Annotated in this window: 39 protein-coding genes; 10 read left to right on the top strand and 29 right to left on the bottom strand. The window is 44.8% G+C overall.

What is annotated here, in order from left to right:
• The first annotated feature begins 17 nt into the window (after nt 1-17).
• From AB4589_RS08870 to AB4589_RS08835, 8 genes are all read left to right on the top strand, one after another.
• A complete protein-coding gene (locus tag AB4589_RS08870) occupies nt 18-560 on the top strand; it encodes a hypothetical protein (protein ID WP_371707694.1) in 543 nt (180 codons plus the stop codon).
• 2 nt (nt 561-562) lie between these two features.
• Entirely contained in the window at nt 563-1,312 is a 750-nt protein-coding gene (locus AB4589_RS08865; RefSeq protein WP_371707695.1) for an NRDE family protein, read from the top strand.
• A gap of 12 nt (nt 1,313-1,324) precedes the next feature.
• Entirely contained in the window at nt 1,325-1,762 is a 438-nt protein-coding gene (locus AB4589_RS08860) for a YHS domain-containing (seleno)protein (protein ID WP_012604897.1), read from the top strand.
• A gap of 10 nt (nt 1,763-1,772) precedes the next feature.
• Complete coding sequence (locus AB4589_RS08855) at nt 1,773-2,216, top strand: hypothetical protein (protein WP_004735264.1); 444 nt, start codon at nt 1,773-1,775, stop codon at nt 2,214-2,216.
• A gap of 12 nt (nt 2,217-2,228) precedes the next feature.
• Nucleotides 2,229-3,983 carry a lysophospholipid acyltransferase family protein gene (locus AB4589_RS08850; protein WP_371709918.1) on the top strand — a complete coding sequence of 585 codons (1,755 nt, stop codon included), beginning with the start codon at nt 2,229-2,231 and terminating at the stop codon, nt 3,981-3,983.
• Nucleotides 3,984-4,054: 71 nt separating this feature from the next.
• Nucleotides 4,055-4,621, top strand: coding sequence for a Crp/Fnr family transcriptional regulator (locus AB4589_RS08845; RefSeq protein WP_017067547.1), 567 nt, complete (start codon nt 4,055-4,057; stop codon nt 4,619-4,621).
• 57 nt (nt 4,622-4,678) lie between these two features.
• Nucleotides 4,679-5,131, top strand: coding sequence for a GNAT family N-acetyltransferase (locus AB4589_RS08840; RefSeq protein ID WP_248638973.1), 453 nt, complete (start codon nt 4,679-4,681; stop codon nt 5,129-5,131).
• Nucleotides 5,131-5,979, top strand: a complete 849-nt coding sequence (locus AB4589_RS08835) for a DMT family transporter (RefSeq protein WP_372100162.1) — start codon at nt 5,131-5,133, stop codon at nt 5,977-5,979. Before AB4589_RS08840 ends, AB4589_RS08835 begins: the two co-directional genes overlap by 1 nt.
• 59 nt (nt 5,980-6,038) lie before the next feature.
• Here the strand turns inward: AB4589_RS08835 and AB4589_RS08830 are convergent, their stop codons facing one another.
• A complete protein-coding gene (locus AB4589_RS08830; RefSeq protein WP_372100160.1) occupies nt 6,039-6,617 on the bottom strand; it encodes a LysM-like peptidoglycan-binding domain-containing protein in 579 nt (192 codons plus the stop codon).
• Nucleotides 6,618-6,830: 213 nt separating this feature from the next.
• On the opposite strand from AB4589_RS08830, the gene AB4589_RS08825 reads away from it, so the two are divergent.
• The gene (locus AB4589_RS08825; protein ID WP_008220519.1) at nt 6,831-7,451 is read left to right on the top strand and encodes an FKBP-type peptidyl-prolyl cis-trans isomerase; all 621 of its coding nucleotides are present in this window, start codon (nt 6,831-6,833) and stop codon (nt 7,449-7,451) included.
• Between the two features lie 134 nt (nt 7,452-7,585).
• A complete protein-coding gene (locus tag AB4589_RS08820) occupies nt 7,586-8,092 on the top strand; it encodes a DUF2780 domain-containing protein (RefSeq protein ID WP_372100158.1) in 507 nt (168 codons plus the stop codon).
• Nucleotides 8,093-8,356: 264 nt separating this feature from the next.
• Here AB4589_RS08820 and rplQ read toward each other — a convergent pair whose 3' ends face one another.
• The 28 genes from rplQ to rpsJ all read right to left on the bottom strand — a co-directional run bounded on the left by rplQ (nt 8,357) and on the right by rpsJ (nt 22,008).
• Nucleotides 8,357-8,737 carry a 50S ribosomal protein L17 gene (gene rplQ, locus AB4589_RS08815; RefSeq protein WP_004729812.1) on the bottom strand — a complete coding sequence of 127 codons (381 nt, stop codon included), beginning with the start codon at nt 8,735-8,737 and terminating at the stop codon, nt 8,357-8,359.
• Between the two features lie 24 nt (nt 8,738-8,761).
• Nucleotides 8,762-9,754 (bottom strand): DNA-directed RNA polymerase subunit alpha, encoded by a 993-nt coding sequence (locus AB4589_RS08810; protein ID WP_004729813.1) that lies wholly within the window; start codon nt 9,752-9,754, stop codon nt 8,762-8,764.
• A gap of 22 nt (nt 9,755-9,776) precedes the next feature.
• The gene (gene rpsD, locus AB4589_RS08805) at nt 9,777-10,397 is read right to left on the bottom strand and encodes a 30S ribosomal protein S4 (RefSeq protein ID WP_004738777.1); all 621 of its coding nucleotides are present in this window, start codon (nt 10,395-10,397) and stop codon (nt 9,777-9,779) included.
• Between the two features lie 31 nt (nt 10,398-10,428).
• Nucleotides 10,429-10,818: a 30S ribosomal protein S11 gene (gene rpsK, locus AB4589_RS08800; protein ID WP_004738778.1), complete on the bottom strand. Its 390-nt coding sequence runs from the start codon at nt 10,816-10,818 to the stop codon at nt 10,429-10,431.
• A gap of 19 nt (nt 10,819-10,837) precedes the next feature.
• Complete coding sequence (rpsM, locus tag AB4589_RS08795; protein WP_004738779.1) at nt 10,838-11,194, bottom strand: 30S ribosomal protein S13; 357 nt, start codon at nt 11,192-11,194, stop codon at nt 10,838-10,840.
• A 149-nt stretch (nt 11,195-11,343) separates the two neighbouring features.
• Nucleotides 11,344-11,457, bottom strand: a complete 114-nt coding sequence (gene rpmJ / locus AB4589_RS08790; protein ID WP_000868186.1) for a 50S ribosomal protein L36 — start codon at nt 11,455-11,457, stop codon at nt 11,344-11,346.
• Between the two features lie 41 nt (nt 11,458-11,498).
• Nucleotides 11,499-12,833 carry a preprotein translocase subunit SecY gene (gene secY, locus AB4589_RS08785; protein WP_004736759.1) on the bottom strand — a complete coding sequence of 445 codons (1,335 nt, stop codon included), beginning with the start codon at nt 12,831-12,833 and terminating at the stop codon, nt 11,499-11,501.
• 20 nt (nt 12,834-12,853) lie between these two features.
• Nucleotides 12,854-13,288, bottom strand: coding sequence for a 50S ribosomal protein L15 (gene rplO, locus AB4589_RS08780; protein ID WP_004736758.1), 435 nt, complete (start codon nt 13,286-13,288; stop codon nt 12,854-12,856).
• A 5-nt stretch (nt 13,289-13,293) separates the two neighbouring features.
• On the bottom strand, nt 13,294-13,470 hold the full coding sequence (gene rpmD / locus AB4589_RS08775) for a 50S ribosomal protein L30 (protein ID WP_004736756.1): 177 nt from the start codon (nt 13,468-13,470) through the stop codon (nt 13,294-13,296).
• Between the two features lie 7 nt (nt 13,471-13,477).
• Nucleotides 13,478-13,978, bottom strand: a complete 501-nt coding sequence (gene rpsE / locus AB4589_RS08770) for a 30S ribosomal protein S5 (protein ID WP_004736754.1) — start codon at nt 13,976-13,978, stop codon at nt 13,478-13,480.
• A gap of 14 nt (nt 13,979-13,992) precedes the next feature.
• A complete protein-coding gene (rplR, locus tag AB4589_RS08765; protein WP_009847783.1) occupies nt 13,993-14,346 on the bottom strand; it encodes a 50S ribosomal protein L18 in 354 nt (117 codons plus the stop codon).
• Nucleotides 14,347-14,355: 9 nt separating this feature from the next.
• Entirely contained in the window at nt 14,356-14,889 is a 534-nt protein-coding gene (gene rplF, locus AB4589_RS08760; RefSeq protein ID WP_009847784.1) for a 50S ribosomal protein L6, read from the bottom strand.
• Between the two features lie 10 nt (nt 14,890-14,899).
• Nucleotides 14,900-15,292: a 30S ribosomal protein S8 gene (gene rpsH, locus AB4589_RS08755; RefSeq protein ID WP_009847785.1), complete on the bottom strand. Its 393-nt coding sequence runs from the start codon at nt 15,290-15,292 to the stop codon at nt 14,900-14,902.
• Between the two features lie 29 nt (nt 15,293-15,321).
• Complete coding sequence (rpsN, locus tag AB4589_RS08750) at nt 15,322-15,627, bottom strand: 30S ribosomal protein S14 (RefSeq protein ID WP_004736747.1); 306 nt, start codon at nt 15,625-15,627, stop codon at nt 15,322-15,324.
• Nucleotides 15,628-15,643: 16 nt separating this feature from the next.
• Nucleotides 15,644-16,183 carry a 50S ribosomal protein L5 gene (gene rplE, locus AB4589_RS08745; protein WP_004736744.1) on the bottom strand — a complete coding sequence of 180 codons (540 nt, stop codon included), beginning with the start codon at nt 16,181-16,183 and terminating at the stop codon, nt 15,644-15,646.
• Nucleotides 16,184-16,207: 24 nt separating this feature from the next.
• On the bottom strand, nt 16,208-16,525 hold the full coding sequence (gene rplX, locus AB4589_RS08740) for a 50S ribosomal protein L24 (RefSeq protein ID WP_004736742.1): 318 nt from the start codon (nt 16,523-16,525) through the stop codon (nt 16,208-16,210).
• Nucleotides 16,526-16,536: 11 nt separating this feature from the next.
• Nucleotides 16,537-16,908, bottom strand: a complete 372-nt coding sequence (gene rplN / locus AB4589_RS08735) for a 50S ribosomal protein L14 (RefSeq protein ID WP_004736740.1) — start codon at nt 16,906-16,908, stop codon at nt 16,537-16,539.
• Between the two features lie 162 nt (nt 16,909-17,070).
• Nucleotides 17,071-17,325, bottom strand: coding sequence for a 30S ribosomal protein S17 (gene rpsQ, locus AB4589_RS08730; RefSeq protein ID WP_004736739.1), 255 nt, complete (start codon nt 17,323-17,325; stop codon nt 17,071-17,073).
• A complete protein-coding gene (gene rpmC, locus AB4589_RS08725) occupies nt 17,325-17,516 on the bottom strand; it encodes a 50S ribosomal protein L29 (protein WP_004736737.1) in 192 nt (63 codons plus the stop codon). The genes rpsQ and rpmC overlap by 1 nt, the downstream gene beginning before the upstream one ends.
• Nucleotides 17,516-17,926 carry a 50S ribosomal protein L16 gene (rplP, locus tag AB4589_RS08720; protein ID WP_004736736.1) on the bottom strand — a complete coding sequence of 137 codons (411 nt, stop codon included), beginning with the start codon at nt 17,924-17,926 and terminating at the stop codon, nt 17,516-17,518. Before rplP ends, rpmC begins: the two co-directional genes overlap by 1 nt.
• Before the next feature lie 11 nt (nt 17,927-17,937).
• Nucleotides 17,938-18,636: a 30S ribosomal protein S3 gene (gene rpsC, locus AB4589_RS08715; RefSeq protein ID WP_004736734.1), complete on the bottom strand. Its 699-nt coding sequence runs from the start codon at nt 18,634-18,636 to the stop codon at nt 17,938-17,940.
• Nucleotides 18,637-18,654: 18 nt separating this feature from the next.
• Nucleotides 18,655-18,987, bottom strand: a complete 333-nt coding sequence (gene rplV, locus AB4589_RS08710) for a 50S ribosomal protein L22 (RefSeq protein ID WP_004736732.1) — start codon at nt 18,985-18,987, stop codon at nt 18,655-18,657.
• A 10-nt stretch (nt 18,988-18,997) separates the two neighbouring features.
• Entirely contained in the window at nt 18,998-19,276 is a 279-nt protein-coding gene (rpsS, locus tag AB4589_RS08705; RefSeq protein ID WP_004736729.1) for a 30S ribosomal protein S19, read from the bottom strand.
• A 19-nt stretch (nt 19,277-19,295) separates the two neighbouring features.
• The gene (gene rplB / locus AB4589_RS08700) at nt 19,296-20,120 is read right to left on the bottom strand and encodes a 50S ribosomal protein L2 (protein WP_012604912.1); all 825 of its coding nucleotides are present in this window, start codon (nt 20,118-20,120) and stop codon (nt 19,296-19,298) included.
• Nucleotides 20,121-20,134: 14 nt separating this feature from the next.
• Nucleotides 20,135-20,437 carry a 50S ribosomal protein L23 gene (gene rplW / locus AB4589_RS08695; protein WP_004736765.1) on the bottom strand — a complete coding sequence of 101 codons (303 nt, stop codon included), beginning with the start codon at nt 20,435-20,437 and terminating at the stop codon, nt 20,135-20,137.
• On the bottom strand, nt 20,434-21,036 hold the full coding sequence (gene rplD, locus AB4589_RS08690) for a 50S ribosomal protein L4 (protein ID WP_004736764.1): 603 nt from the start codon (nt 21,034-21,036) through the stop codon (nt 20,434-20,436). The genes rplW and rplD overlap by 4 nt, the downstream gene beginning before the upstream one ends.
• A gap of 16 nt (nt 21,037-21,052) precedes the next feature.
• On the bottom strand, nt 21,053-21,682 hold the full coding sequence (gene rplC / locus AB4589_RS08685) for a 50S ribosomal protein L3 (RefSeq protein ID WP_004736763.1): 630 nt from the start codon (nt 21,680-21,682) through the stop codon (nt 21,053-21,055).
• A 14-nt stretch (nt 21,683-21,696) separates the two neighbouring features.
• The gene (gene rpsJ, locus AB4589_RS08680; RefSeq protein WP_004736761.1) at nt 21,697-22,008 is read right to left on the bottom strand and encodes a 30S ribosomal protein S10; all 312 of its coding nucleotides are present in this window, start codon (nt 22,006-22,008) and stop codon (nt 21,697-21,699) included.
• Between the last annotated feature and the right edge of the window lie 512 nt (nt 22,009-22,520).

Raw genomic sequence — 22,520 nt, 5'->3', positions numbered from 1 at the left:
TTGTACGAGGATCATGAATGAACCCCATAGCCCAACCGAGCGCCCTCACTTCTTTCTCTCCTAGTATCAAGGGAGCGGTAGAGATATTGAATCAGGGTTTAGAGTTTTTGTTAGCCATATCTGACAGCGACTATCTGACACGAGCAAAGCCGCACGTCACAAGTTCTATTGGTGAGCATACTCGTCACACGCTCGATCTTTTTCACGCTTTGATTTTAAAAGAGAATGCGACCGTTGATTACAACACTCGTCGTCGTGGTCACCCCGTCGAATTCGATAGGTCGATTGCGTTGAAAGAGATCCATTACGTGATCAACTGGCTTGAACGATTAGACCGTAGAGATCTCGAAGCGCCTATCATGATCCAAACCGAAGTTTCGATGGATACACAAGTATTTGCTAGCCTGCCTTCTACGCTAGAAAGAGAGGTCACCTTTGCTGCTCTGCATGCCAATCATCACTATGCGATGATCAAAGTGATCACGACCTTTCTTGATGTCGAAATATGCAATACCTTTGGTTATGCCCCGACCACCAGCAGCTATCTGAGGGAGCAATAATCATGTGTTCAGTATCTTGGCTGCTTGAAGAAAATGGTTATCAGGTCTTTTTTAACCGTGACGAACAAAAGACGCGAGCACTAGCAATGCCACCTAAACAATATCGAGTTAACGGCGTCGATATCATCATGCCACTCGACCCAACTGGCGGTGGTAGCTGGATCAGTATCAATGAGTTCGGGCTTTCGCTATGCCTACTCAATAACTATCAAGGCATAGTGCCTGTTGGACCTTTAGTCAGCCGTGGTTTGCTACTCAAGAATCTATCATCGAGTCGCAACATCAGCCTGCTCTCTGAAGCATTTCATCAGCTCGACCTGCACTCTTTTGCCCCGTTTACCTTGTTGGCTTTTGCGCCGAATTTAACTCAGAACAATGGTTTGGTTATCGCCTACATGTGGGATGGTATTCAACAGCACATCGTCGACACCGATTCTCCACTCTTCTCATCCGGTGTTGATTTAGAGCGAGTACAAGCCTACCGACAAGCAAAATACGATCAGCTTATGACAACAGGAAAGAATCAGCAGAACTTACTTCATTTTCACTCTCACCATCATAGCGAACAGCCTCATTTAGCGACCTGTATGCATCGTGAAGACGCGCACACCGTGAGCTTTACACACTTACGCAATCTACACGGCCAAGCCTCGATGTTTTACGCACCCGGCTCGCCTTGTGAACCCATTAAACCATACCAGATAAATCAACAGCGTTTTACCTTCGATTTATCACCAGCAATCAATCTATAGATGGAGTCCATCATGAGAAAACTATTAACCATGGTCATGCTACTTGTTAGCCCGTACGTATTTGCCGCCGATGAAATCTACACAGGGTTCTTTAGCAGTAAGGCGCTCGATGGCTACGACACTGTGGCTTATTTCACTTCAGGTAAGCCTATTGAAGGCAGTAAAAAATTCAGCACCGAGTACAAAGGCGCGGACTGGTATTTCTCTTCTGAAAAGAATCTGACTTTATTTGTTAATAATCCTGAAAAATATGCCCCTCAATATGGTGGTTATTGCGCTTGGGCTGTTTCAGCAAAAAGTGATTTTGCACCCGGAGACCCGAATCAATGGACGATTGTTGATAACAAGCTTTACCTCAACTACGACCAAGAGATTAAACAGCGTTGGGAACAAGACCGAGCACAACATATTCAAAAAGCCGACACCATTTGGCCGCAACTGATCAAATAAGGGAATAACCATGACATTCACTCCAGCTAAACATATTCCTGCGGCATTTATCGCTTTCGTATTTGTTCAGTCGCTGTTTTTTAAGTTCACAGGCTCATACGAGACTGAGCATATCTTTGGCACCTTGGCGACATGGTCTGGCTTAAGTTGGTTCGGTTCATTTGGCGGCTACTTGATTGGGTTCGCTGAATTGATTGCGGCCATTTTGCTGTTTACTCGTTGGCATGGCCTAGGTGCCATCATGAGTGTGGGGATTATGAGTGGCGCGATATTTTTCCATCTGTTTACGCCGCTCGGTATTCAAATGCCTGAGTTTAACGCAGCGGGTGAAATTGTCGGTTATGACGGCGGATTACTGTTTGGCATGGCATGTCTAGTATGGCTTTGCGGTGCATTTTTAAGTGTAAAAGATTTCAAGAATCAAGACGGTTTCCTAAACAACTTTAGTCAATAAGGTAGCTTCATTATGATTGATAGTCCTTTTCGTTTACCACGTTACACGCCTTTTGGTTTAGGTGAGTCTGTTGTCGAGTGGGCAACTGGGCTATCTAAGCTAGATAAGCTCTATCAAGATAGACCTGATGAGTTATCTAGCTTTGAATTCATGCATCACACCTTGTCAGCATTGAATATCGACTATTCCGTTTCAGCAGGCGCCACTAATAATATTCCCGAACAAGGGCCAGTAGTCATTGTGGCTAACCACCCGCTTGGTGCGATTGAAGGCGTGATCCTTGCTGATCTCGTAGGATCGGTAAGAAAGGATGTGAAGGTGTTGGCCAATGAGTTGCTCAAGCGACTGCCTGAACTGGATGATCTTTTCATTGGGGTCGATGTCTTTAACAGTAAAGAATCGAAACGCACCAATGCTAAAGCTATTCGAGATGCCAATCGTCATTTAGCAGACGGTGGACTCTTGATTGTGTTCCCTGCTGGCGAAGTATCGAGTTACCGTAAAGGAGCCAAGACACTAACAGACATCGAGTGGAGCAAATCAGTCGCAAAGTTTGTTAAGCGTCACCAAGCCACCACGGTGCCTATCTTTATCAATGGCAAGAACAGTGAGCTTTTCTACCAAGCGGGCCGTGTTCACCCACTACTGAGAACGGCTTTACTTGGCCGTGAACTTCTTAATAAACGAGCGACTACCATCTCTATCTCTATTGGCTCTTCAATCCCATACTCAGAGATAAAATCGTTTGAACAAGAGATGGATATCGTCAACTATCTGCGACTCAATACCTATCTGATGAGTCAACAAGATAGCCCTAGTACGCCAATCCATGCGCCCTCTTTTGACACTCAGGTTATTGCGCCTATTCCATCAGAAGTACTCTCTATAGAAGTCGCGTCACTTCCTCAAGAAATGAGATTACTGGAACAGGGAGATTTTGAGGTGTACTGCACACCGAGCCAGTCGATCCCCAATTTAATGCGCGAGATTGGTCGAGTAAGAGAGGAGAGCTTTAGAGAGGTCGGCGAAGGCAGCGGGCTTGCCTGTGATTTAGATGAGTATGACCTTTACTACCATCAACTGTTTGTGTGGAACAAAGCCAAGGCTGAATTAGTCGGTGCATATCGACTTGGTATGGTCGACAAGTTGATCGCTGAGCACGGGCTTGATCAACTCTATTCCCGCAGTCTGTTTAACTACAATCAAGAATTCATCGATACCTTAGACAACAGTATCGAGCTTGGGCGTTCCGTAGTGAGCAAGCCTTATCAAAAGAGCCTTAACTCACTATTACTATTGTGGAAAGGTATCGCGGCCTTCGTGTATCGTCACCCTCAATACACTCACCTATTCGGCCCAGTCAGTATCAGTAATGATTACAGTCATAATGCTCGCCTGTTGATTGCGACGACCTTATCGATACATCATTATGACGAAGAAAAAGCAAATCTGGTTTCTCCTTCGTCACCACTTAATACCAGTAATCATGTGTTCTGGCAAAATCACCTGTTATCGTCATTGGCGAGTGTTCCTCTGCTCTCTAAAGTGTTAGCACGTATGGAGCAAGGAAAAGGCCTACCAGTATTACTGCGCCAGTATCTAGGGATGAACGGTAAGTTGGTGTGCTTTAACGTCGACCCATCATTTAATGATGCTCTGGATGGCTTGATTGTGGTTAACCTTAAGAAAGTACCACTGAAAACTCTTGGTAAATACATGGGTAGAGAACTTGCTCAAGATTATCTAGAACAGCACGCTCGACGCTGATTTAGCCCGCTCTGTACCTATACTCAAATAAGTGCGATGATTTCGACACTTATTTGGGTTAGGTTATTTCCATGCACACCTCTTTTATCGAACAACTACAAAGCTTCGACTTCTCTGAAAGTCAGATTGAATCTCTATTAGCCGTCGCGAAACCACTTGAGCTACCAACCAGACACATCCTGATCAATCAAGGTGAAATGGCGAGTTCAATCTACTTTGTACTTGAAGGCTTGTGCCACGCTTGTTATCTCACTGATGACGGCAAGCAATACAGCAAAGAGTTCTACTGGGAACAAGATTGGATCATCGGCTTTGAGAGTTTGATAAAAAACCAAGCGTCCCCTTACCTATTAGAAACGCTCACACCAATTACTATGTTAGAACTGCCAATGAACGCAGTTATCGAGTGGCGCGCATCAAACAACCCTTTGTATTTAAAGTTATTAGAAACTCAGCTGATGCATAAGGAAAACAAAGAACGCTTTATGCTGCTCTATACTCCAGAGCAACGCTATCAACTTTTCTGCGAACATTATCCCGACCTTGAACAGCGCTTGAACGACAATCAAATTGCTGCTTACCTCGGTATAACCGCGATCAGCCTGAGCAGAATTAAAGGTCGAATTAACAATAGTTAATGCCAACAATCATCACGCATAGTACATTCAGAGCATCGATAATCTCTGGATGTAAACATGATCACTTGGCACTCAATTCCCTTTTCTGAACTCTCAACACAACAGCTTTATCAACTACTTAAATTAAGAGTCGATGTATTTGTGGTGGAGCAAACTTGTCCTTATCCAGAACTCGACGGAAAAGATACACTCGTGGGTGTTGAGCACCTACTTGGCTATTCTGATGAAGAGTTAGTAGCGTGTGCACGTTTATTACCACCAGGTACGTCTTACGACAACACCAGCATCGGCCGAGTAGCAACCAAGCAATCAGCAAGAGGTGATGGCCTAGGGCATCAGTTAATAAAAGAAGCACTAACACGCTGTGAGGCTCTTTGGCCAAATACGGCCATTGATATTGGCGCGCAGCAACATCTAGAAAACTTCTATGCGAGCCACGGCTTCAAGACCATCTCGGATATGTACCTCGAAGATGATATTCCTCATGTAGACATGAGATTAGAAAAATAATGACGAATATCACTGCCGGTATTCTATTGTTGGTTGCAGGTAACTTGTTTGCCTCGCTTTCCGACGTAGCGGTAAAGCTGTTAAATGGCGAAGTACCGCCCTTACAGTATATTTTTTTCCGACAGTTGATATCTCTGCTCATCATCACCCCTTTGTGGCTACAGCAGAAAAAGGAACAACGACGCTTACAGCAAGCCAAAGTGACCATCATACGCGGACAGCTAATACTAATTGGCAGTGGATGTATGGTTGTCGCGATTACCCACTTATCTTTGGCTACCGCCAACGCTGTATTTTATGTCGCGCCCTTATTGATGCTGCCTCTATCTATGTTTCTACTGAAAGAGCAACCAGCACTTGGCAAGGTCATCGCCACCACTATCGGTTTTATTGGTGCATTGATTGTCTTGAGGCCATCGCAATTTCATTGGGCTGCATTGTTTGCATTAGGCACAACTCTGACGCTCGCACTGTTCAATGTATTGGTAAGAAAGCTTCCGAGTGAGCAAACGGTGATCACTACGCTGTGGTGGACAACGTTATTCTCTATTCCAGCATCATTGGTACTGTGCTTCCTATACTGGCAACCGGTATCGGTGGAGCATTTGGGATACATAGCACTCAGTGCAACGTTAATCTTGAGTTACAACGGCCTTGCGGTTGCTGCCTACCAAAAAGCACACTCTAGCCAAATTGCCTTGGCTGAGTATTCAGGACTGATGTTTGTCGCGTTAATAGGTGCAATATGGTTTGATGAGATACCAGATACGTTAACCTTTATCGGTATTATGCTCATCATCTTGCCACTCGCCCCTTTCAAGCGACCAAAAAAAAGAGCTAATGCTTAGCTCTTTTCTATCGTTTATATGTGTCTGGTGAAGTGCTTTAACTCAGGTTCACTATTCATCTATTTACTGCGACCAAAGCCACCATCTGATAACCGGAAAAACATCACCGAAGTATTGCCTTTCTCAAGCTGAAGAATGTCTAGTTGCCCAGTCTCGGCTAGTTTGAATCGAACCAGCTGGCCTTTACGAATCTGGCTAAGCGGCTTGTCTGCACCTTCAATACGAACCAAAGCGTTAAGATCAGACAGCGGTAGATCATTATTTCGGAACACTTGAGCTAACGTATCTCCTTGCTTAACAAGATACTCTTGCCAACTGGTTGGCTCAGAAGAATTACTTTTAGCATTTCTCTGCTCGCTTAAGCCAACAGTATTTATCTCAAGCTCAACACGAGATGTTGCTGGTGCGTTGTCTACTTTAGGCTCTGGTAGCGGTGCAAACAATAAGATTAATATGATCGGCGAAATCACCATCAATAATTTCTGGTGTAATTTCGGCAATGATCCCCAAGTTTGCACTGATGAGGTTTTCATTTTCTTTAGATCGATCGAGCTTAGTTTCTCTTTGACCTGATTCAGTCGGTCCTTGAACTCTGCTAAGTGGTCTACTTTCTGTTTTTTCTTTTGACGACGATTCATGCCACTGCGTCCTATACATTGAATAACTACAGTATAAAAACCAAAGTACCAACAGTATAGATCTTTCCGCGACAACAGAGAGCAAAGCAAGAAAATTGACATAGCTGTGATTTGGACACGGTAAAGCGTAAGTGATCAGAGGCTAGCCGTTTATTCAGGCTGCTAATACTGGTATTCTTACCCTTTTCGTACTGACAAAAAGAGTGACTTTTCATGTCTGAAGTAAAATTTGAAACTGTAGAGCAAAAAGCTAGCTACGGTATCGGTCTACAAATGGGCCAACAACTTGCTGGTTCTGGTCTTGAAGGCCTAAACGTTGATGCAATCGCTGCTGGTATCGCAACAGCTCTAGTTGGCGACATGCCAGCTATCGAAGTTGACGAAATCAACAACGCACTACAAGAGCTACACACTCGTGGTGAAGCTGCACGTCAAGAACTAGCTAAAGCTGCTGCTGCTGACGGCGAAGCTTTCCTAGCTGACAACGCTCTTCGTTCAGAAGTTACAGTTCTTGAGTCTGGTCTTCAGTACGAAGTACTAACTGAAGGTACTGGTGAAATCCCAACTGCAGACAAGCAAGTACGCGTTCACTACCACGGCGAGCTAACTGACGGTACAGTTTTCGATAGCTCTGTATCTCGCGGTCAACCTGCTGAATTCCCAGTAACTGGCGTAATTCAAGGTTGGGTACAAGCTCTACAAATGATGCCTGTTGGCTCTAAGTGGAAGCTATACATCCCTCAAGATCTAGCATACGGTGAGCGTGGCGCAGGTGCTGCAATCCCACCATTTGCTGCTCTAGTATTCGAAGTAGAACTTCTAGCAATTCTTTAATTTCTATAAAAACCTTTAGTGAAACAAAAAACTATAGGTAAATTAGACTGAATTAGCTCAACGGCGATGTGACTACATCGCCGTTTTTCGTTTATAGTGAAAGAGTAAATTACTTTATTACTTAAGGACGAATAATGAAGAAAGTACTCATCACCGTTTTAAGCAGCCTTGCTGTGGTATCTTGCGCTAGTACTAGCGAGTCAGAACAAGTTAGCTCAACTTCTGATATTAACTATTCCCAACTATCACAAACAGCCCTTATGGCCGCTGTAGACATGTGGTCTCAAAAAAATGAAGCAACACCATTTACGAGCGCCCTTGCTAATTCCCTAAGTGACAAAGCATCTGTAACAAATGAGCAAGCTATAGGTGGAGTAGGCTCCATGCTAGCTCTTGCCCAAAATACCCTTGATAACTTTGACAACCAAGAGCTCGAAATGCTTTTCCCTGGAATGTCGACGCTTGATTCTACCGGTTTAACGTCAGTATTGGACTCAAAAACATCTGTTGAAAATGCATTTTCAGGATTAGGTATGGATTCATCAATGGTTGCGGCGTTTGCACCAATCATTATTCAAGGGCTAGAGTCACAAGGCGCAACAAGCGGTCTCGTTGATTCACTCGAAGCTATTTGGTTGTAATAACCAGTGATTAATAATTGATTTAAAATACTTAAAGGGCGCTTCGGTGCTCTTTTTTGTGCGTTGAACAAAAGAGATACGAGATACGAGATACGAGATACGAGATACGAGATACGAGATACGAGATATTATTAAGAAATGGAGCAGAGAAGGTAAAGAAAAGTGCCAAATATCGTGGTGCAATTCTTATGTCGGTCTCCTAATTCTACAGATACAAAAAAGCCGAGCTAATGCTCGGCTTTTGTATTAAGAATCTAGTATAGATTACTCAGCAGCTTCTTCAGCAGCTGGGCGGTCTACAAGCTCAATGTAAGCCATTGGAGCTTTATCACCAGTACGGAAACCACATTTAAGAATGCGAGTGTAACCACCTTGGCGAGCCGCGAAACGCGGGCCTAGTTCATTAAATAGTTTTGCCACAACTTCGTTATCACGAGTGCGAGCAAATGCAAGACGACGGTTAGCAACACTGTCTGTCTTAGCTAGGGTAATCAATGGCTCAATTACGCGACGTAGTTCTTTTGCTTTAGGCACGGTAGTTTTAATAACTTCGTGACGAACAAGAGAGCTAGCCATGTTGCTGAACATCGCTTTGCGATGACTGCTGTTGCGGTTGAGTTGACGACCACTTTTACGATGGCGCATGACCTAATCCTTCTAACTTTTCGATTAATCTTCAGCGATTGACGCTGGTGGCCAGTTTTCTAGGCGCATGCCTAGAGAAAGACCACGTGAAGCAAGCACATCTTTAATCTCTGTAAGAGATTTCTTACCAAGGTTTGGCGTTTTAAGTAGCTCAACCTCAGTGCGCTGTACAAGATCACCGATGTAGTGAATCGCTTCTGCTTTCAAACAGTTAGCAGAGCGAACTGTTAGTTCAAGATCGTCTACAGGACGTAGTAGGATAGGATCGAATTCTGGCTTCTCTTCCTTCTCCTCAGGTACACGTACATCACGAAGATCTACGAACGCATCCAGTTGTTCAGCTAAAATAGTAGCTGCACGACGGATTGCTTCCTCAGGTTCTAGAGTACCGTTCGTTTCCATATCGATAACAAGCTTGTCTAAGTCAGTACGCTGTTCTACACGTGCCGCTTCAACAGCATAGGCGATTTTATCGACCGGGCTGTATGTAGCGTCAACAAGTAGACGACCGATTGGACGCTCATCTTCTTCAGTATGGATACGAGCTGAAGCTGGAACGTAACCACGACCACGTTCTACTTTGATACGCATAGCGATCTCAGCGTTGTCATCCGTTAGGTGACAAATTACGTGCTCAGGGTTAGCGATCTCTACATCACCATCGTGGGTGATGTCACCTGCAACAACAGGGCCTGAGCCTGATTTGTTCAGTGTAATAAACACTTCATCTTTGCCTTCAGCAACGCGTACAGCTAAACCTTTAAGGTTTAGAAGGATTTCCAGGATATCTTCCTGAACGCCTTCTTTAGTGCTGTATTCGTGTAGCACACCTTCGATTTCAACTTCTGTTACGGCACAACCCGGCATAGAAGATAGAAGAATGCGGCGAAGAGCATTACCTAGAGTATGGCCGAAACCGCGCTCTAATGGCTCAAGAGTTACTTTCGCGTGTGTCGTATTGATCTGTTCAATGTCAACAAGACGCGGCTTAAGAAATTCTGTTACAGAACCCTGCATTGTGTCCTCTCTTTTTTTAACCTTACTTAGAGTAAAGTTCGACGATCAAGTGTTCATTGATGTCAGCTGATAGGTCAGAACGCTCAGGCATACGCTTGAATGTACCTTCCATTTTGCCAGCATCTACTTCAATCCAAGTTGGCTTTTCACGTTGTTCAGCAACTTCTAGAGCCGCTTTAATACGAGATTGCTGTTTAGCTTTCTCGCGGATAGAAACAACGTCGTTTGCCGCTACTTTGAAAGAAGGAACGTTTACAACTTTACCGTTAACTAGAATAGACTTGTGGCTAACTAGTTGACGAGATTCAGCACGAGTAGCGCCAAAGCCCATACGGTAAACTACGTTATCAAGACGACCTTCAAGAAGCTGAAGCAGGTTTGCACCTGTGTTGCCTTTAAGACGTGCAGCTTCTTTGTAGTAGTTGCGGAATTGTTTTTCTAGAACGCCGTAAATACGACGAACTTTTTGCTTCTCACGAAGCTGAACGCCATACTCAGATAGACGACCGCGACGAGCGCCGTGTACACCTGGTGCGTTATCAATTTTACACTTGGTATCGATCGCACGGACACCAGACTTAAGGAATAAGTCAGTACCTTCGCGACGGCTAAGCTTCAGCTTAGGACCCAAATATCTTGCCATGATCTTTCTCCAATATTCCTAGAAACGAAACTTAAACGCGACGTTTCTTAGGTGGACGACAACCGTTATGAGGGATTGGTGTCGCATCAACAATGTTAGTGATACGGAAACCAGCAGCGTTCAGTGCACGAACAGTAGATTCGCGACCTGGACCTGGACCCTTAACCATAACTTCCAAGTTCTTTAGGCCATATTCTTTAGCCATTTCACCACAACGCTCAGCTGCAACTTGTGCTGCGAACGGAGTAGATTTACGAGAACCACGGAAACCTGAACCACCTGCTGTAGCCCATGCAAGAGCGTTGCCTTGACGGTCAGTGATAGTTACGATTGTGTTGTTGAAAGAAGCATGAATGTGCGCTACGCCATCAGCTACTTGCTTGCGTACGCGCTTACGCGCGCGAGTTGGTTGTTTTGCCATTGTACTCTACCTTATCCGACTATTTCTTGATCGGCTTGCGCGGACCCTTACGGGTGCGAGCGTTGGTTTTAGTACGCTGTCCACGTAGTGGTAGACTGCGACGATGACGAAGACCGCGGTAACAGCCAAGGTCCATAAGACGCTTGATGTTCATCGATACTTCACGACGTAGATCACCTTCTACAGTGTATTTAGCTACACCATCACGCAGTTGATCGATCTGCTCTTCAGTTAGTTCACTGATCTTAGCATCTTCAGCAATACCCACTTCAGCTAGAATAGCTTGAGAGCGAGTTTTGCCAATACCGTAGATTGCAGTAAGTGCAATTACAGAATGCTTATGATCAGGAATGTTAATGCCGGCTATACGGGCCATTATTCACTCCTAAGGGGGTTCATAAAAGAATTATCCGCAGCAAAGCCCGTTATGGATACGCTGCGGCATACTACTTCTTTTGCACGCAAAAGGTAGGCCGAGGAATATACTCGACTCTACCTAGTATTTCAAGTAAAAATTTCTGCTGATTAGCCTTGGCGTTGCTTATGCTTTGGCTCACTGCAAATCACGCGAACGACACCGTTACGCTTGATAACTTTACAGTTACGGCAGATTTTTTTAACGGAAGCACGAACTTTCATTGCTAAACTCCGTAAATGGAATCGAAATAATTACTACCGAATTAACGGCCGTAACCTTTCAGATTCGCTTTCTTTAACACAGAATCATACTGTTGTGACATCAGATGAGTCTGTACCTGTGCCATGAAATCCATGATAACTACCACTACGATTAGTAGTGATGTGCCGCCGAAGTAGAAACGAACGTTCCACGCGACCATCATGAATTCAGGGATCAGACATATAAAAGTAATGTATAGAGCGCCCGCTAGGGTTAGTCTAGTCATCACTTTATCGATATATTTCGCTGTCTGCTCACCTGGGCGGATACCGGGTACGAATGCACCAGACTTCTTCAAATTATCAGCTGTTTCACGCGGGTTAAACACCAACGCTGTATAGAAGAAACAGAAGAAGATTATAGCTGCTGCATAAAGCATTACATACAAAGGTTGACCTGGGCTAAGAGCTAATGACACGTCAGTTAACCAACCGAACGCGCTGCTTTCACCATTTTGACCAAACCATTGTGCTAATGTTCCTGGGAACAAAATAATACTTGATGCAAAAATCGCTGGAATAACACCTGCCATATTAATCTTAAGAGGCAAGTGAGAGCTTTGAGCTGCAAAAACTTTACGACCTTGTTGACGCTTCGCATAGTTAACGACGATACGACGTTGACCACGTTCCATGAAAACTACGAAGTAAATTACAGCAAAAGACAATACCGCGATAAACAACAGAAGAAGCACATGCAATTCACCTTGACGCGCTTGCTCGATTGTTTGACCGATTGCAGAAGGCAATCCAGCAACAATACCTGCAAAAATCAGAATGGAAATACCATTACCGATTCCTCGCTCAGTGATTTGTTCACCTAACCACATCAAAAACATGGTACCAGTTACTAAACTCACGGTAGCAATAAGCGTAAACATGGTTTGGTTGATAACAACCAGATTGTCGACCATGTTTGGTAAGCCTGTTGCGATACCAATAGCTTGGAATGTTGCAAGTACAAGCGTGCCGTAGCGTGTATATTGGCTTATCTTACGACGGCCTGCTTCACCCTCTTTTTTGAGTTCCGCTAACGCTGGATGAACTACAGTTAGCAATTGGACTACGATCGATGCCGAAATGTACGGCATGATACCCAATGCTAATATAGATGCACGCTCAAGAGCACCACCGGAGAACATGTTAAACATTTCTACGATGGTACCTTTTTGCTGATCGAACAAATCGGCAAGTACAGCTGCGTCAATACCAGGGATCGGCACAAAAGAGCCGGCTCGGAATACTAAAAGTGCACCAATTACGAATAATAAGCGCGACTTTAGTTCACTTAAGCCGCTCTGAGCACTACGAAAATCTTTTCCTGGTTTCTTAGCCATCTGTACCTCGTTCCTCGAGATTATTCCTCGATTTTACCGCCTGCAGCTTCGATTGCAGCTTTAGCGCCTTTAGTCACGCGTAGACCTTTAACAGTCACAGCTTTGCTTAGGTCACCAGAAAGAACGATCTTAACAAACTCGATGTTCTTAGTGATAACGTTAGCAGCTTTAAGGCTGTTAAGATCAACTACGTCACCTGTTACTTTCGCTAGCTCAGCTAGACGAACTTCAGCAGACACTAGGCTCTTACGAGAAGTGAAACCGAATTTAGGTAGACGTTGTTTTAGAGGCATTTGACCGCCTTCAAAACCTGGACGAACAGAGCCGCCAGAACGTGACTTTTGACCTTTGTGACCGCGGCCACCTGTTTTACCAAGGCCAGAACCGATACCACGACCTACACGCTTCTTAGAAGGTTTAGAGCCAGCAGCCGGTGATAGAGTATTCAAACGCATTCTGATTACTCCTCAATCTTAACCATGTAGTAAACCTTGTTGATCATACCGCGTACGCACGGAGTATCTTCAAGTTCTACTGTATGGTTGATGCGACGAAGACCTAGACCTTTAAGACACGCTTTGTGCTTAGGTAGGCGACCAATTGAGCTTTTAGTTTGAGTTACTTTAATAGTTGCCATCGTGTGCTTACTCCGAAATAGATTCAACAGTTAGACCACGTTTAGCAGCAACCATTTCTGGTGACTTAACGTCTACTAGAGCACCAATCGTTGCGCGAACAACGTTGATTGGGTTCGTTGAACCGTATGCTTTAGAAAGAACGTTATGTACGCCTGCAACTTCAAGTACGGCACGCATTGCACCACCGGCAATAACACCTGTACCTTCAGCAGCTGGCTGCATGTAAACTTTAGAGCCCGAATGACGACCTTTCACCGGGTGGTGAAGAGTGCCTTCGTTAAGCGCAACAGTAACCATGTTACGACGCGCTTTTTCCATTGCTTTTTGAATCGCTGCAGGTACTTCACGAGCTTTGCCGTAACCGAAACCTACGCGACCATTACCGTCACCAACTACTGTTAGTGCAGTGAAGCTCATGATTCGACCACCTTTAACCGTCTTAGATACACGGTTAACAGCGATCAGCTTTTCTTGCAAATCATTAGCTTGTTGTTGTTCTTTAGCCATCTTCCAACCCTACCTTAGAATTTCAGACCAGCTTCGCGAGCAGATTCTGCTAGCGCCGCTACTCGACCGTGGTATTGGAAACCAGAACGGTCAAATGCAACTGAAGCTACGCCTTTTTCAAGAGCGCGCTCAGCAACAGCTTTACCAACTGCTTTAGCTGCATCGACGTTACCAGTGTTCTTAACTTGCTCACGGATCGCTTTTTCTACAGTAGAAGCAGCTGCGATAACCTCAGAGCCGTTTGCCGAGATAACTTGAGCGTAAACATGGCGAGGAGTACGATGTACTACCAGGCGAGTTGCACCAAGTTCTGCAATCTTACGACGTGCACGTGTAGCACGACGGATGCGAGATGCTTTCTTATCCATAGTGATACCTTACTTCTTCTTAGCTTCTTTAGTACGCACATTTTCATCTGCGTAACGAACACCTTTGCCTTTGTAAGGCTCAGGAGCACGGTAAGAACGAATGTCAGCCGCAACTTGACCTACTACTTGCTTATCGCAACCAGTAATAACGATCTCAGTTTGGCTAGGGCACTCAGCTTTAATACCTTCAGGTAGAGCGTGCTCTACTGGGTGAGAAAAACCAAGAGTTAGACCTACAGCGTTGCCTTTCATAGCAGCACGGTAACCAACACCCTTAAGAGTTAGCTTCTTAGTGAAGCCCTCAGTAACACCCACAACCATGTTATTAACTAGAGCGCGAGCTGTACCAGCTTGTGCCCATGCGTTAGTAACACCTTCTTTCGGACCGAAAGTTAGGTTGTTTTCTTCCTGTGCAATAACTACGGCGCTGTTAAGAACGCGAGTAAGCTCACCTTTGCTACCTTTTACAGTAACTTCTTGGCCGTTTAGTTTCACCTCTACGCCAGCTGGAATAGCGACAGGTGCTTTAGCAACACGAGACATAATCTACTCCTTAAGCTACGTAACAGATGATTTCACCGCCAAGACCTGCTTTACGAGCAGCACGGTCAGACATCAGACCCTTGGAAGTAGAAACAACTGCAATACCAAGACCACCCATCACTGTAGGTAAAGAGTCTTTATTTTTATAAACTCTTAGACCAGGACGTGATACGCGCTTGATTTGCTCGATTACAGGTTTAGCTTGGAAGTACTTAAGAGTAACTTCTAGCTCAGGTTTTGCTTCGCTGTCAACAGCGAAGTCTACGATGTAACCTTCAGCTTTAAGTAATGCAGCAATTGCAACTTTAAGCTTTGAAGAAGGCATTTTTACAGCAACTTTATTTGCTGCCTGACCGTTACGAACGCGGGTCAGCATATCCGAAATCGGATCTTGCATGCTCATAAGATTTACTCCAAATGATTAAGTGGCAATTACCAGCTAGCCTTACGAAGACCCGGAATCTCGCCTTTCATGCAAGCTTCGCGAACCTTAATACGGCTTAGACCGAATTTACGTAGGTAACCGTGTGGACGACCAGTTTGGTTGCAACGGTTGCGCTGACGTGATGCACTTGAATCACGTGGAAGAGATTGCAGTTTAAGAACCGCATTCCAACGATCTTCTTCAGATGCGTTTACATCGCTAATGATAACTTTTAGCGCAGAACGCTTTTCAGCGAACTTAACTACTAGTTTTGCACGTTTAGCTTCACGTGCTTTCATTGATTGTTTAGCCATAACAGTAACCCTACCCTTACTTACGGAATGGGAAGTTAAAGGCAGCCAGCAGAGCTCGGCCTTCCTCATCGGATCCCGCAGATGTCGTGATAGTAATATCAAGACCGCGGACACGATCGACTTTATCGTAGTCGATTTCCGGAAAGATGATTTGCTCGCGAACGCCCATGCTGTAGTTACCGCGTCCGTCAAAAGACTTAGCGCTAACACCACGGAAATCACGTACACGTGGAAGTGCGATAGAGATTAAACGCTCTAAAAATTCCCACATGCGCTCACCACGCAAGGTTACTTTACAACCAATTGGGTAGCCTTCACGAATTTTGAAACCAGCTACAGATTTACGCGCTTTCGTGATAAGAGGCTTTTGACCAGAGATCGTTGCCATATCAGATGCTGCGTTTTCTAGCAGTTTCTTATCGTTGATTGCTTCACCAACGCCCATGTTTAGGGTGATTTTCTCAATCCTAGGGACTTGCATGACGCTTGTGTAGCTGAACTCTTTGGTAAGCTCAGCGACTACAGACGACTTGTAGTAATCATGCAGTTTCGCCATAGTAGAACTCCAAATTACTTCTAATTAGTTAGAAACAGTTTCGCCGTTAGATTTGAAGAAACGAACTTTCTTGCCATCTTCGATACGGAAACCGATACGGTCTGCTTTACCAGTAGCCGCGTTAAAGACTGCAACGTTAGAAGCATCAATAGCTGCTTCTTGTTCAACGATGCCACCTTGTTGACCTAGAGCCGGAACCGGCTTTTGGTGTTTTTTAACAAGATTGATGCCTTCAACAACAACTTTACCAGTTGTCAGAACCTTAGTTACTTTACCTTTCTTGCCTTTATCTTTACCAGCAAGAATGATTACTTCGTCATTACGACGGATTTTAGCTGCCATGTTGCCGCTCCTTACAGAACTTCAGGTGCAAGTGATACAATCTTCATGAATTTCGCGTTACGAAGTTCACGAGTCACAGGACCAAAGATACGTGTGCCGACTGGTTGCTCAGTAGTGTCATTTAACAATACACAAGCATTACTGTCGAAGCGAATGACAGAACCGTCTGGGCGACGAACGCCTTTACGGGTGCGCACTACTACCGCCTTCAGAACATCACCTTTCTTTACTTTACCGCGAGGAATCGCTTCCTTCACTGTAACCTTGATGACGTCACCGATATGTGCATAACGGCGGTGAGAGCCACCCAGAACCTTAATACACATTACCTTGCGCGCGCCAGAGTTATCTGCTGCGTCAAGTGTACTTTGCATCTGGATCATTGTTAGTGCTCCGCTAAATATTAAAACTAGACCCTCTCGGGTCGGGCTGCCTCTTTAAAAGGGACGCGAATTGTACCACCCTTTTTTTAAATTGGGTAGACAAAAAACAAGCGGCTCCAAAAAATTATTTGGAGCCGCTTATAAGTTATAGAATTACAAAGATTAAATCTTCGCTTTTTCTAGAACTTTAACCAATGTCCAAGACTTAGTCTTAGACAGAGGACGACACTCAGCGATTTCAACTTTGTCGCCTAGGCCACAAGTGTTGTCTTCGTCGTGTGCGTGTACTTTAGTCGTGCGTTTGATGAACTTACCGTAAATTGGGTGTTTTACAGTACGCTCAATAGCAACAACGATAGACTTGTCCATCTTGTCACTTACTACACGGCCTTGCTGGATGCGGTTAGTTTCGCTCATTATGCGCCTGCCTTTTCAGTCAAAACAGTTTTCACACGTGCGATGTCACGGCGTACAGCTTTTAGAGTATGAGTTTGCTGTAGTTGACCAGTTGCAGCTTGCATGCGCAAGTTGAACTGTTCACGTAGCAAATTCAATAGCTCAGCGTTAAGCTCTTCAACGTTCTTTTCGCGTAGATCTTGTGCTTTCATCACATCACCTGCTTAGTTACAAAAGTAGTTTTAACAGGCAGTTTACGTGCCGCTAGGCGGAACGCTTCACGTGCCAACTCTTCAGGTACGCCATTCATCTCGTACATAACTTTGCCTGGTTGGATTTGAGCAACCCAGTACGCAACTGAACCTTTACCTTTACCTTGACGAACTTCAAGAGGCTTTTCAGTAATCGGTTTGTCTGGGAAAACACGGATCCAGATTTGACCTTGACGCTTAATGTGACGTGTCATAGCACGACGTGCCGCTTCGATTTGACGTGCAGTCAGACGACCACGGCCAACAGCTTTAAGACCGAATTCGCCGAAGCTTACTTCAGTACCTTTAGCTAGACCACGGTTACGACCAGTCATAACCTTGCGGAACTTAGTACGTTTTGGTTGTAGCATCGTTCGACTCCTTACTTACGGCCTTTACGCTGCTTCTTAGGCTTATCGCCTTTTGGCTCTACTGCGTTAGCAGCTGGCATACCGCCTAGAATCTCACCTTTGAAGATCCAAACTTTAATGCCGATCACACCGTATTGGGTGTGAGCCGAAGAAGTTGCGTAATCAATGTCTGCACGTAGAGTGTGTAGAGGCACACGGCCTTCACGGTACCACTCTGAACGTGCGATTTCAGCACCGCCAAGACGGCCGCCTACTTGTACTTTGATGCCTTTAGCGCCTAGACGCATAGCATTTTGTACCGCACGCTTCATTGCACGACGGAACATAACACGACGCTCTAGTTGAGACGCGATGCTATCAGCTACAAGCTGACCATCTAGCTCAGGCTTACGTACTTCAGCGATGTTAATTTGCGCTGGTACACCTGCGATTTTAGCTACAGCTGCGCGTAGCTTCTCTACGTCTTCACCTTTCTTACCGATAACAACGCCAGGACGAGCTGTGTGAATAGTCACACGGATGCTCTTCGCTGGACGCTCGATAACGATACGAGATAATGATGCTTTTTGTAGTTCCTTGGTAAGGAACTGACGTACCTTGAAGTCGCCGTCTAGGTTGTCAGCGAATTCGTTGGTATTAGCAAACCATGTAGCATTCCAAGGCTTAACGATGCCAAGACGAATACCATTAGGATGTACTTTCTGACCCATTGCTTACTCTCCTAGTCTTTAGCGATCTGCTACAACAATAGTGATGTGGCTTGAACGCTTCAAGATACGATCCGCACGACCTTTAGCACGAGGCATAATACGCTTCATGATAGGGCCCTCATCTACGAAGATTTTAGCGACATTTAGATCGTCGATATCTGCACCTTCGTTATGTTCCGCGTTAGCGATAGCTGACTCAAGAACTTTCTTAACTAGTACAGCAGCTTTTTTGTTGCTGAAAGTTAGAATTTCTAGAGCCTGGTCTACCGACTTACCGCGAATTTGGTCTGCAACTAAGCGAGCTTTCTGTGGAGAAATACGAGCAAAGTTATGTTTAGCTAAAGCTTCCATCATCTACTCCTTATTTCTTCTTAGCTTTCTTATCTGCAGCATGACCGCGATAAGTACGAGTTGGTGCAAATTCGCCCAGTTTGTGACCGATCATTTCTTCGGTAACGAAAACTGGAACGTGCTGACGACCATTATGGACAGCGATGGTCAAACCAATCATTGTTGGGATGATCATTGAGCGACGGGACCAAGTCTTAATAGGCTTTTTGTCTCCGCTTTCCACCGCTTTCTCTACCTTCTTCAGCAAGTGTAGGTCAATAAAAGGACCTTTCTTGAGAGAACGTGGCATGGCGATTCCTCTTTATAAATTATTTAGTGCGACGACGTACGATGTACTTGTCAGTGCGCTTGTTCTTACGAGTCTTGAAGCCCTTAGTAGGAACGCCCCAAGGAGAAACTGGGTGACGACCACCAGATGTGCGGCCTTCACCACCACCATGTGGGTGATCCACCGGGTTCATTACTACACCACGTACGGTTGGACGTACGCCGCGCCAGCGTGAAGCACCAGCTTTACCAAGTTCACGTAGCATATGCTCAGAGTTACCAACTTCACCGATCGTTGCACGACCTTCAGAAAGAACTTTGCGCATTTCACCAGAACGTAGACGGATAGTTACGTATGCACCATCGCGAGCGATGATTTGAGCATAAGCACCAGCCGAACGAGCTAGTTGAGCACCTTTACCAGGCTTAAGTTCAACACAGTGTACAGTAGAACCTACTGGGATGTTGCGCATCGGCAGAGTGTTACCTGCTTTGATTGCAGCATCTACGCCAGATTGAATCTGGTCGCCTGCGTTAACACCTTTAGGTGCAATGATGTAACGACGCTCACCGTCTGCGTACAGAACTAGAGCGATGTTAGCACTACGGTTTGGATCGTATTCTAGACGCTCAACTTTCGCTGGGATGCCATCTTTAGTACGTTTGAAGTCAACCAGACGGTAATGGTGTTTATGACCACCACCGATGTGACGTACTGTAATACGACCGTTGTTGTTACGACCACCGTTCTTAGAGTTTTTCTCTAGAAGTGGTGCGTATGGCTTACCCTTGTGCAGGTCAGCGTTAACAACTTTAACGACGTGACGACGACCAGGGGAAGTCGGCTTACATTTAACAATAGCCATTTTTACTACTCCTGTTATTCCGCGCCGCCAACGAAGTCAAGATCTTGACCTTCTTTCAAAGTAACGTAGGCTTTCTTAACGTCTGAACGACGGCCTTCACGCATACCTTGACGTTTGGTCTTACCCTTTAATACAAGAGTATTTACAGACTTAACTTCAACTTCAAATAGCTTTTCTACAGCTGCTTTGATCTCTTTCTTAGTTGCATCTTTAGCTACTTTGAAAACGATAGTGTTCGCTTTCTCAGCTGCCATAGTTGCTTTTTCAGAGATGTGCGGAGCACGTAGAACTTTTAAGATACGCTCTTCAGTGATCATGCTAGCATCTCCTCAACTTGCTTAACTGCATCAGCAGTCATCAGAACCTTGTCGAAAGCGATTAGTGATACTGGATCAACACCAGCAACATCACGTGCATCTACTTTGTATAGGTTACGAGCAGCTAAGAATAGATTTTCATCTACTTCGCCAGTCACAATCAGAACGTCATTTAGCTCAAGCTCTTTAAGCTTAGCTACAAGTTCTTTTGTTTTTGGTGCTTCTACAGAGAAGTTATCAACAACGATTAGACGCTCTTGACGAATCAACTCAGAAAGAATGCTTTTCATAGCACCGCGGTACATTTTCTTGTTAACTTTTTGGCTGTGATCTTGTGGTTTCGCAGCAAAAGTAACACCACCTGTACGCCAGATTGGGCTACGAATTGTACCAGCACGTGCACGGCCAGTACCTTTTTGGCGCCATGGCTTAGCACCGCCGCCTGATACTTCAGAACGAGTCTTTTGAGCACGAGTACCTTGACGAGCACCTGCTGCATACGCAACAACTACTTGGTGTACTAGAGCTTCGTTAAAGTCACGTCCGAAAGTAGTCTCGGAAACAGTTAGTGCATCAGCACCTTTAACCATCAATTCCATTACTTACTCCTAGACGTTATGCTTTAACAGCAGGTTTTACGATCACGTTACCGCCTGTTGAGCCTGGTACTGCACCTTTAATAAGGAGTAGATTGCGCTCAGCGTCAACACGTACGATCTCTAGGTTTTGAGTCGTTACACGCTCAGCACCCATGTGACCTGCCATTTTCTTGCCTTTAAACACGCGGCCTGGAGTTTGACATTGGCCAATTGAACCCGGTGCGCGGTGAGACAAAGAGTTACCGTGAGTCATATCTTGAGTAGAGAAGTTCCAACGCTTGATAGCGCCTTGGAAGCCTTTACCTTTAGATGTACCAGTAACGTCTACTTTTTTAATTTCGTTGAAAAGTTCTACGTTTAGCTCAGCGCCAACTTCAAACTCTTCGCCGTTTTCTAAACGGAATTCCCAAAGACCGCGACCTGCTTCAACACCCGCTTTCGCGAAGTGACCAGCTTCAGGTTTAGTTACACGGTTAGCTTTCTTAGCACCAGTAGTTACTTGGATTGCTGCGTAGCCGTCTGTCTCAAGAGTTTTAACTTGAGAAATACGGTTCGCTTCAACCTCAACAACAGTTACTGGGATAGAAACGCCTTCTTCAGTAAATACGCGGGTCATACCCACTTTACGTCCGACTAGACCAATCATTATTCTTATCTCCCTTAACCTAGGCTGATTTGAACATCAACGCCAGCTGCAAGATCAAGACGCATTAGAGCATCAACAGTTTTATCTGTTGGCTCAACGATGTCGATCAAACGCTTGTGAGTACGAATTTCGTACTGATCACGTGCATCTTTGTTGACGTGTGGAGAGGTAAGAACAGTGAAACGCTCTTTACGAGTAGGAAGTGGAATAGGACCACGAACCTGTGCGCCAGTACGTTTTGCTGTTTCAACGATTTCCGCAGTTGAAGCATCGATTAGCTTGTAATCAAACGCTTTAAGGCGGATACGAATACGTTGGTTCTGCATGAGACAGAGCTCCAATTATTAAAAATTACACAAACAATATCGCCACTCAAGCTCGAAAGAACGAGAGAATGCCGATTGATTTATGTGAAACCGTAGCATCCAAGATTAGGACGCATTGTCAGTTAACTTTTGAAGTAAACACAAGGTTTACTATTTTTATTAACCGCGAACATAAGCTGAGTATACATTACTAGGTAAGACCTACTCCTCAGTGCTCATTGGTTCACAAACCGGCGTTAGCCAGTGCGATGCATTATACAGATCACGTTTTAGTATGCAAGTGGTGTTGGAAAAATAATCGGAATATATTTGTGCAGAGCATTCGAAGAAAAGTTGTGTGACAAAAGTAGAACGACAAGGAACGGGGATGATACTAAGGGAAAGCAAAAAAAAGTGGTGGGAAAGTGGAAAAATAAAAGGGAAGCCGAAGCTTCCCTTTTCTTATGCAGTTCTTCTAATGGAGAGTGTGCAAAAACCTAAATGCTATTAAGCGAAGATTTTAGCTACAACAC

The sequence above is a fragment of the Vibrio sp. 10N.222.49.A3 genome (assembly GCF_041475145.1).
Lineage (GTDB): Bacteria > Pseudomonadota > Gammaproteobacteria > Enterobacterales > Vibrionaceae > Vibrio > Vibrio tasmaniensis_A.
Note: the sequence above shows the minus strand (reverse complement) of the source record. Positions and strands in the feature narration are given on the sequence as shown.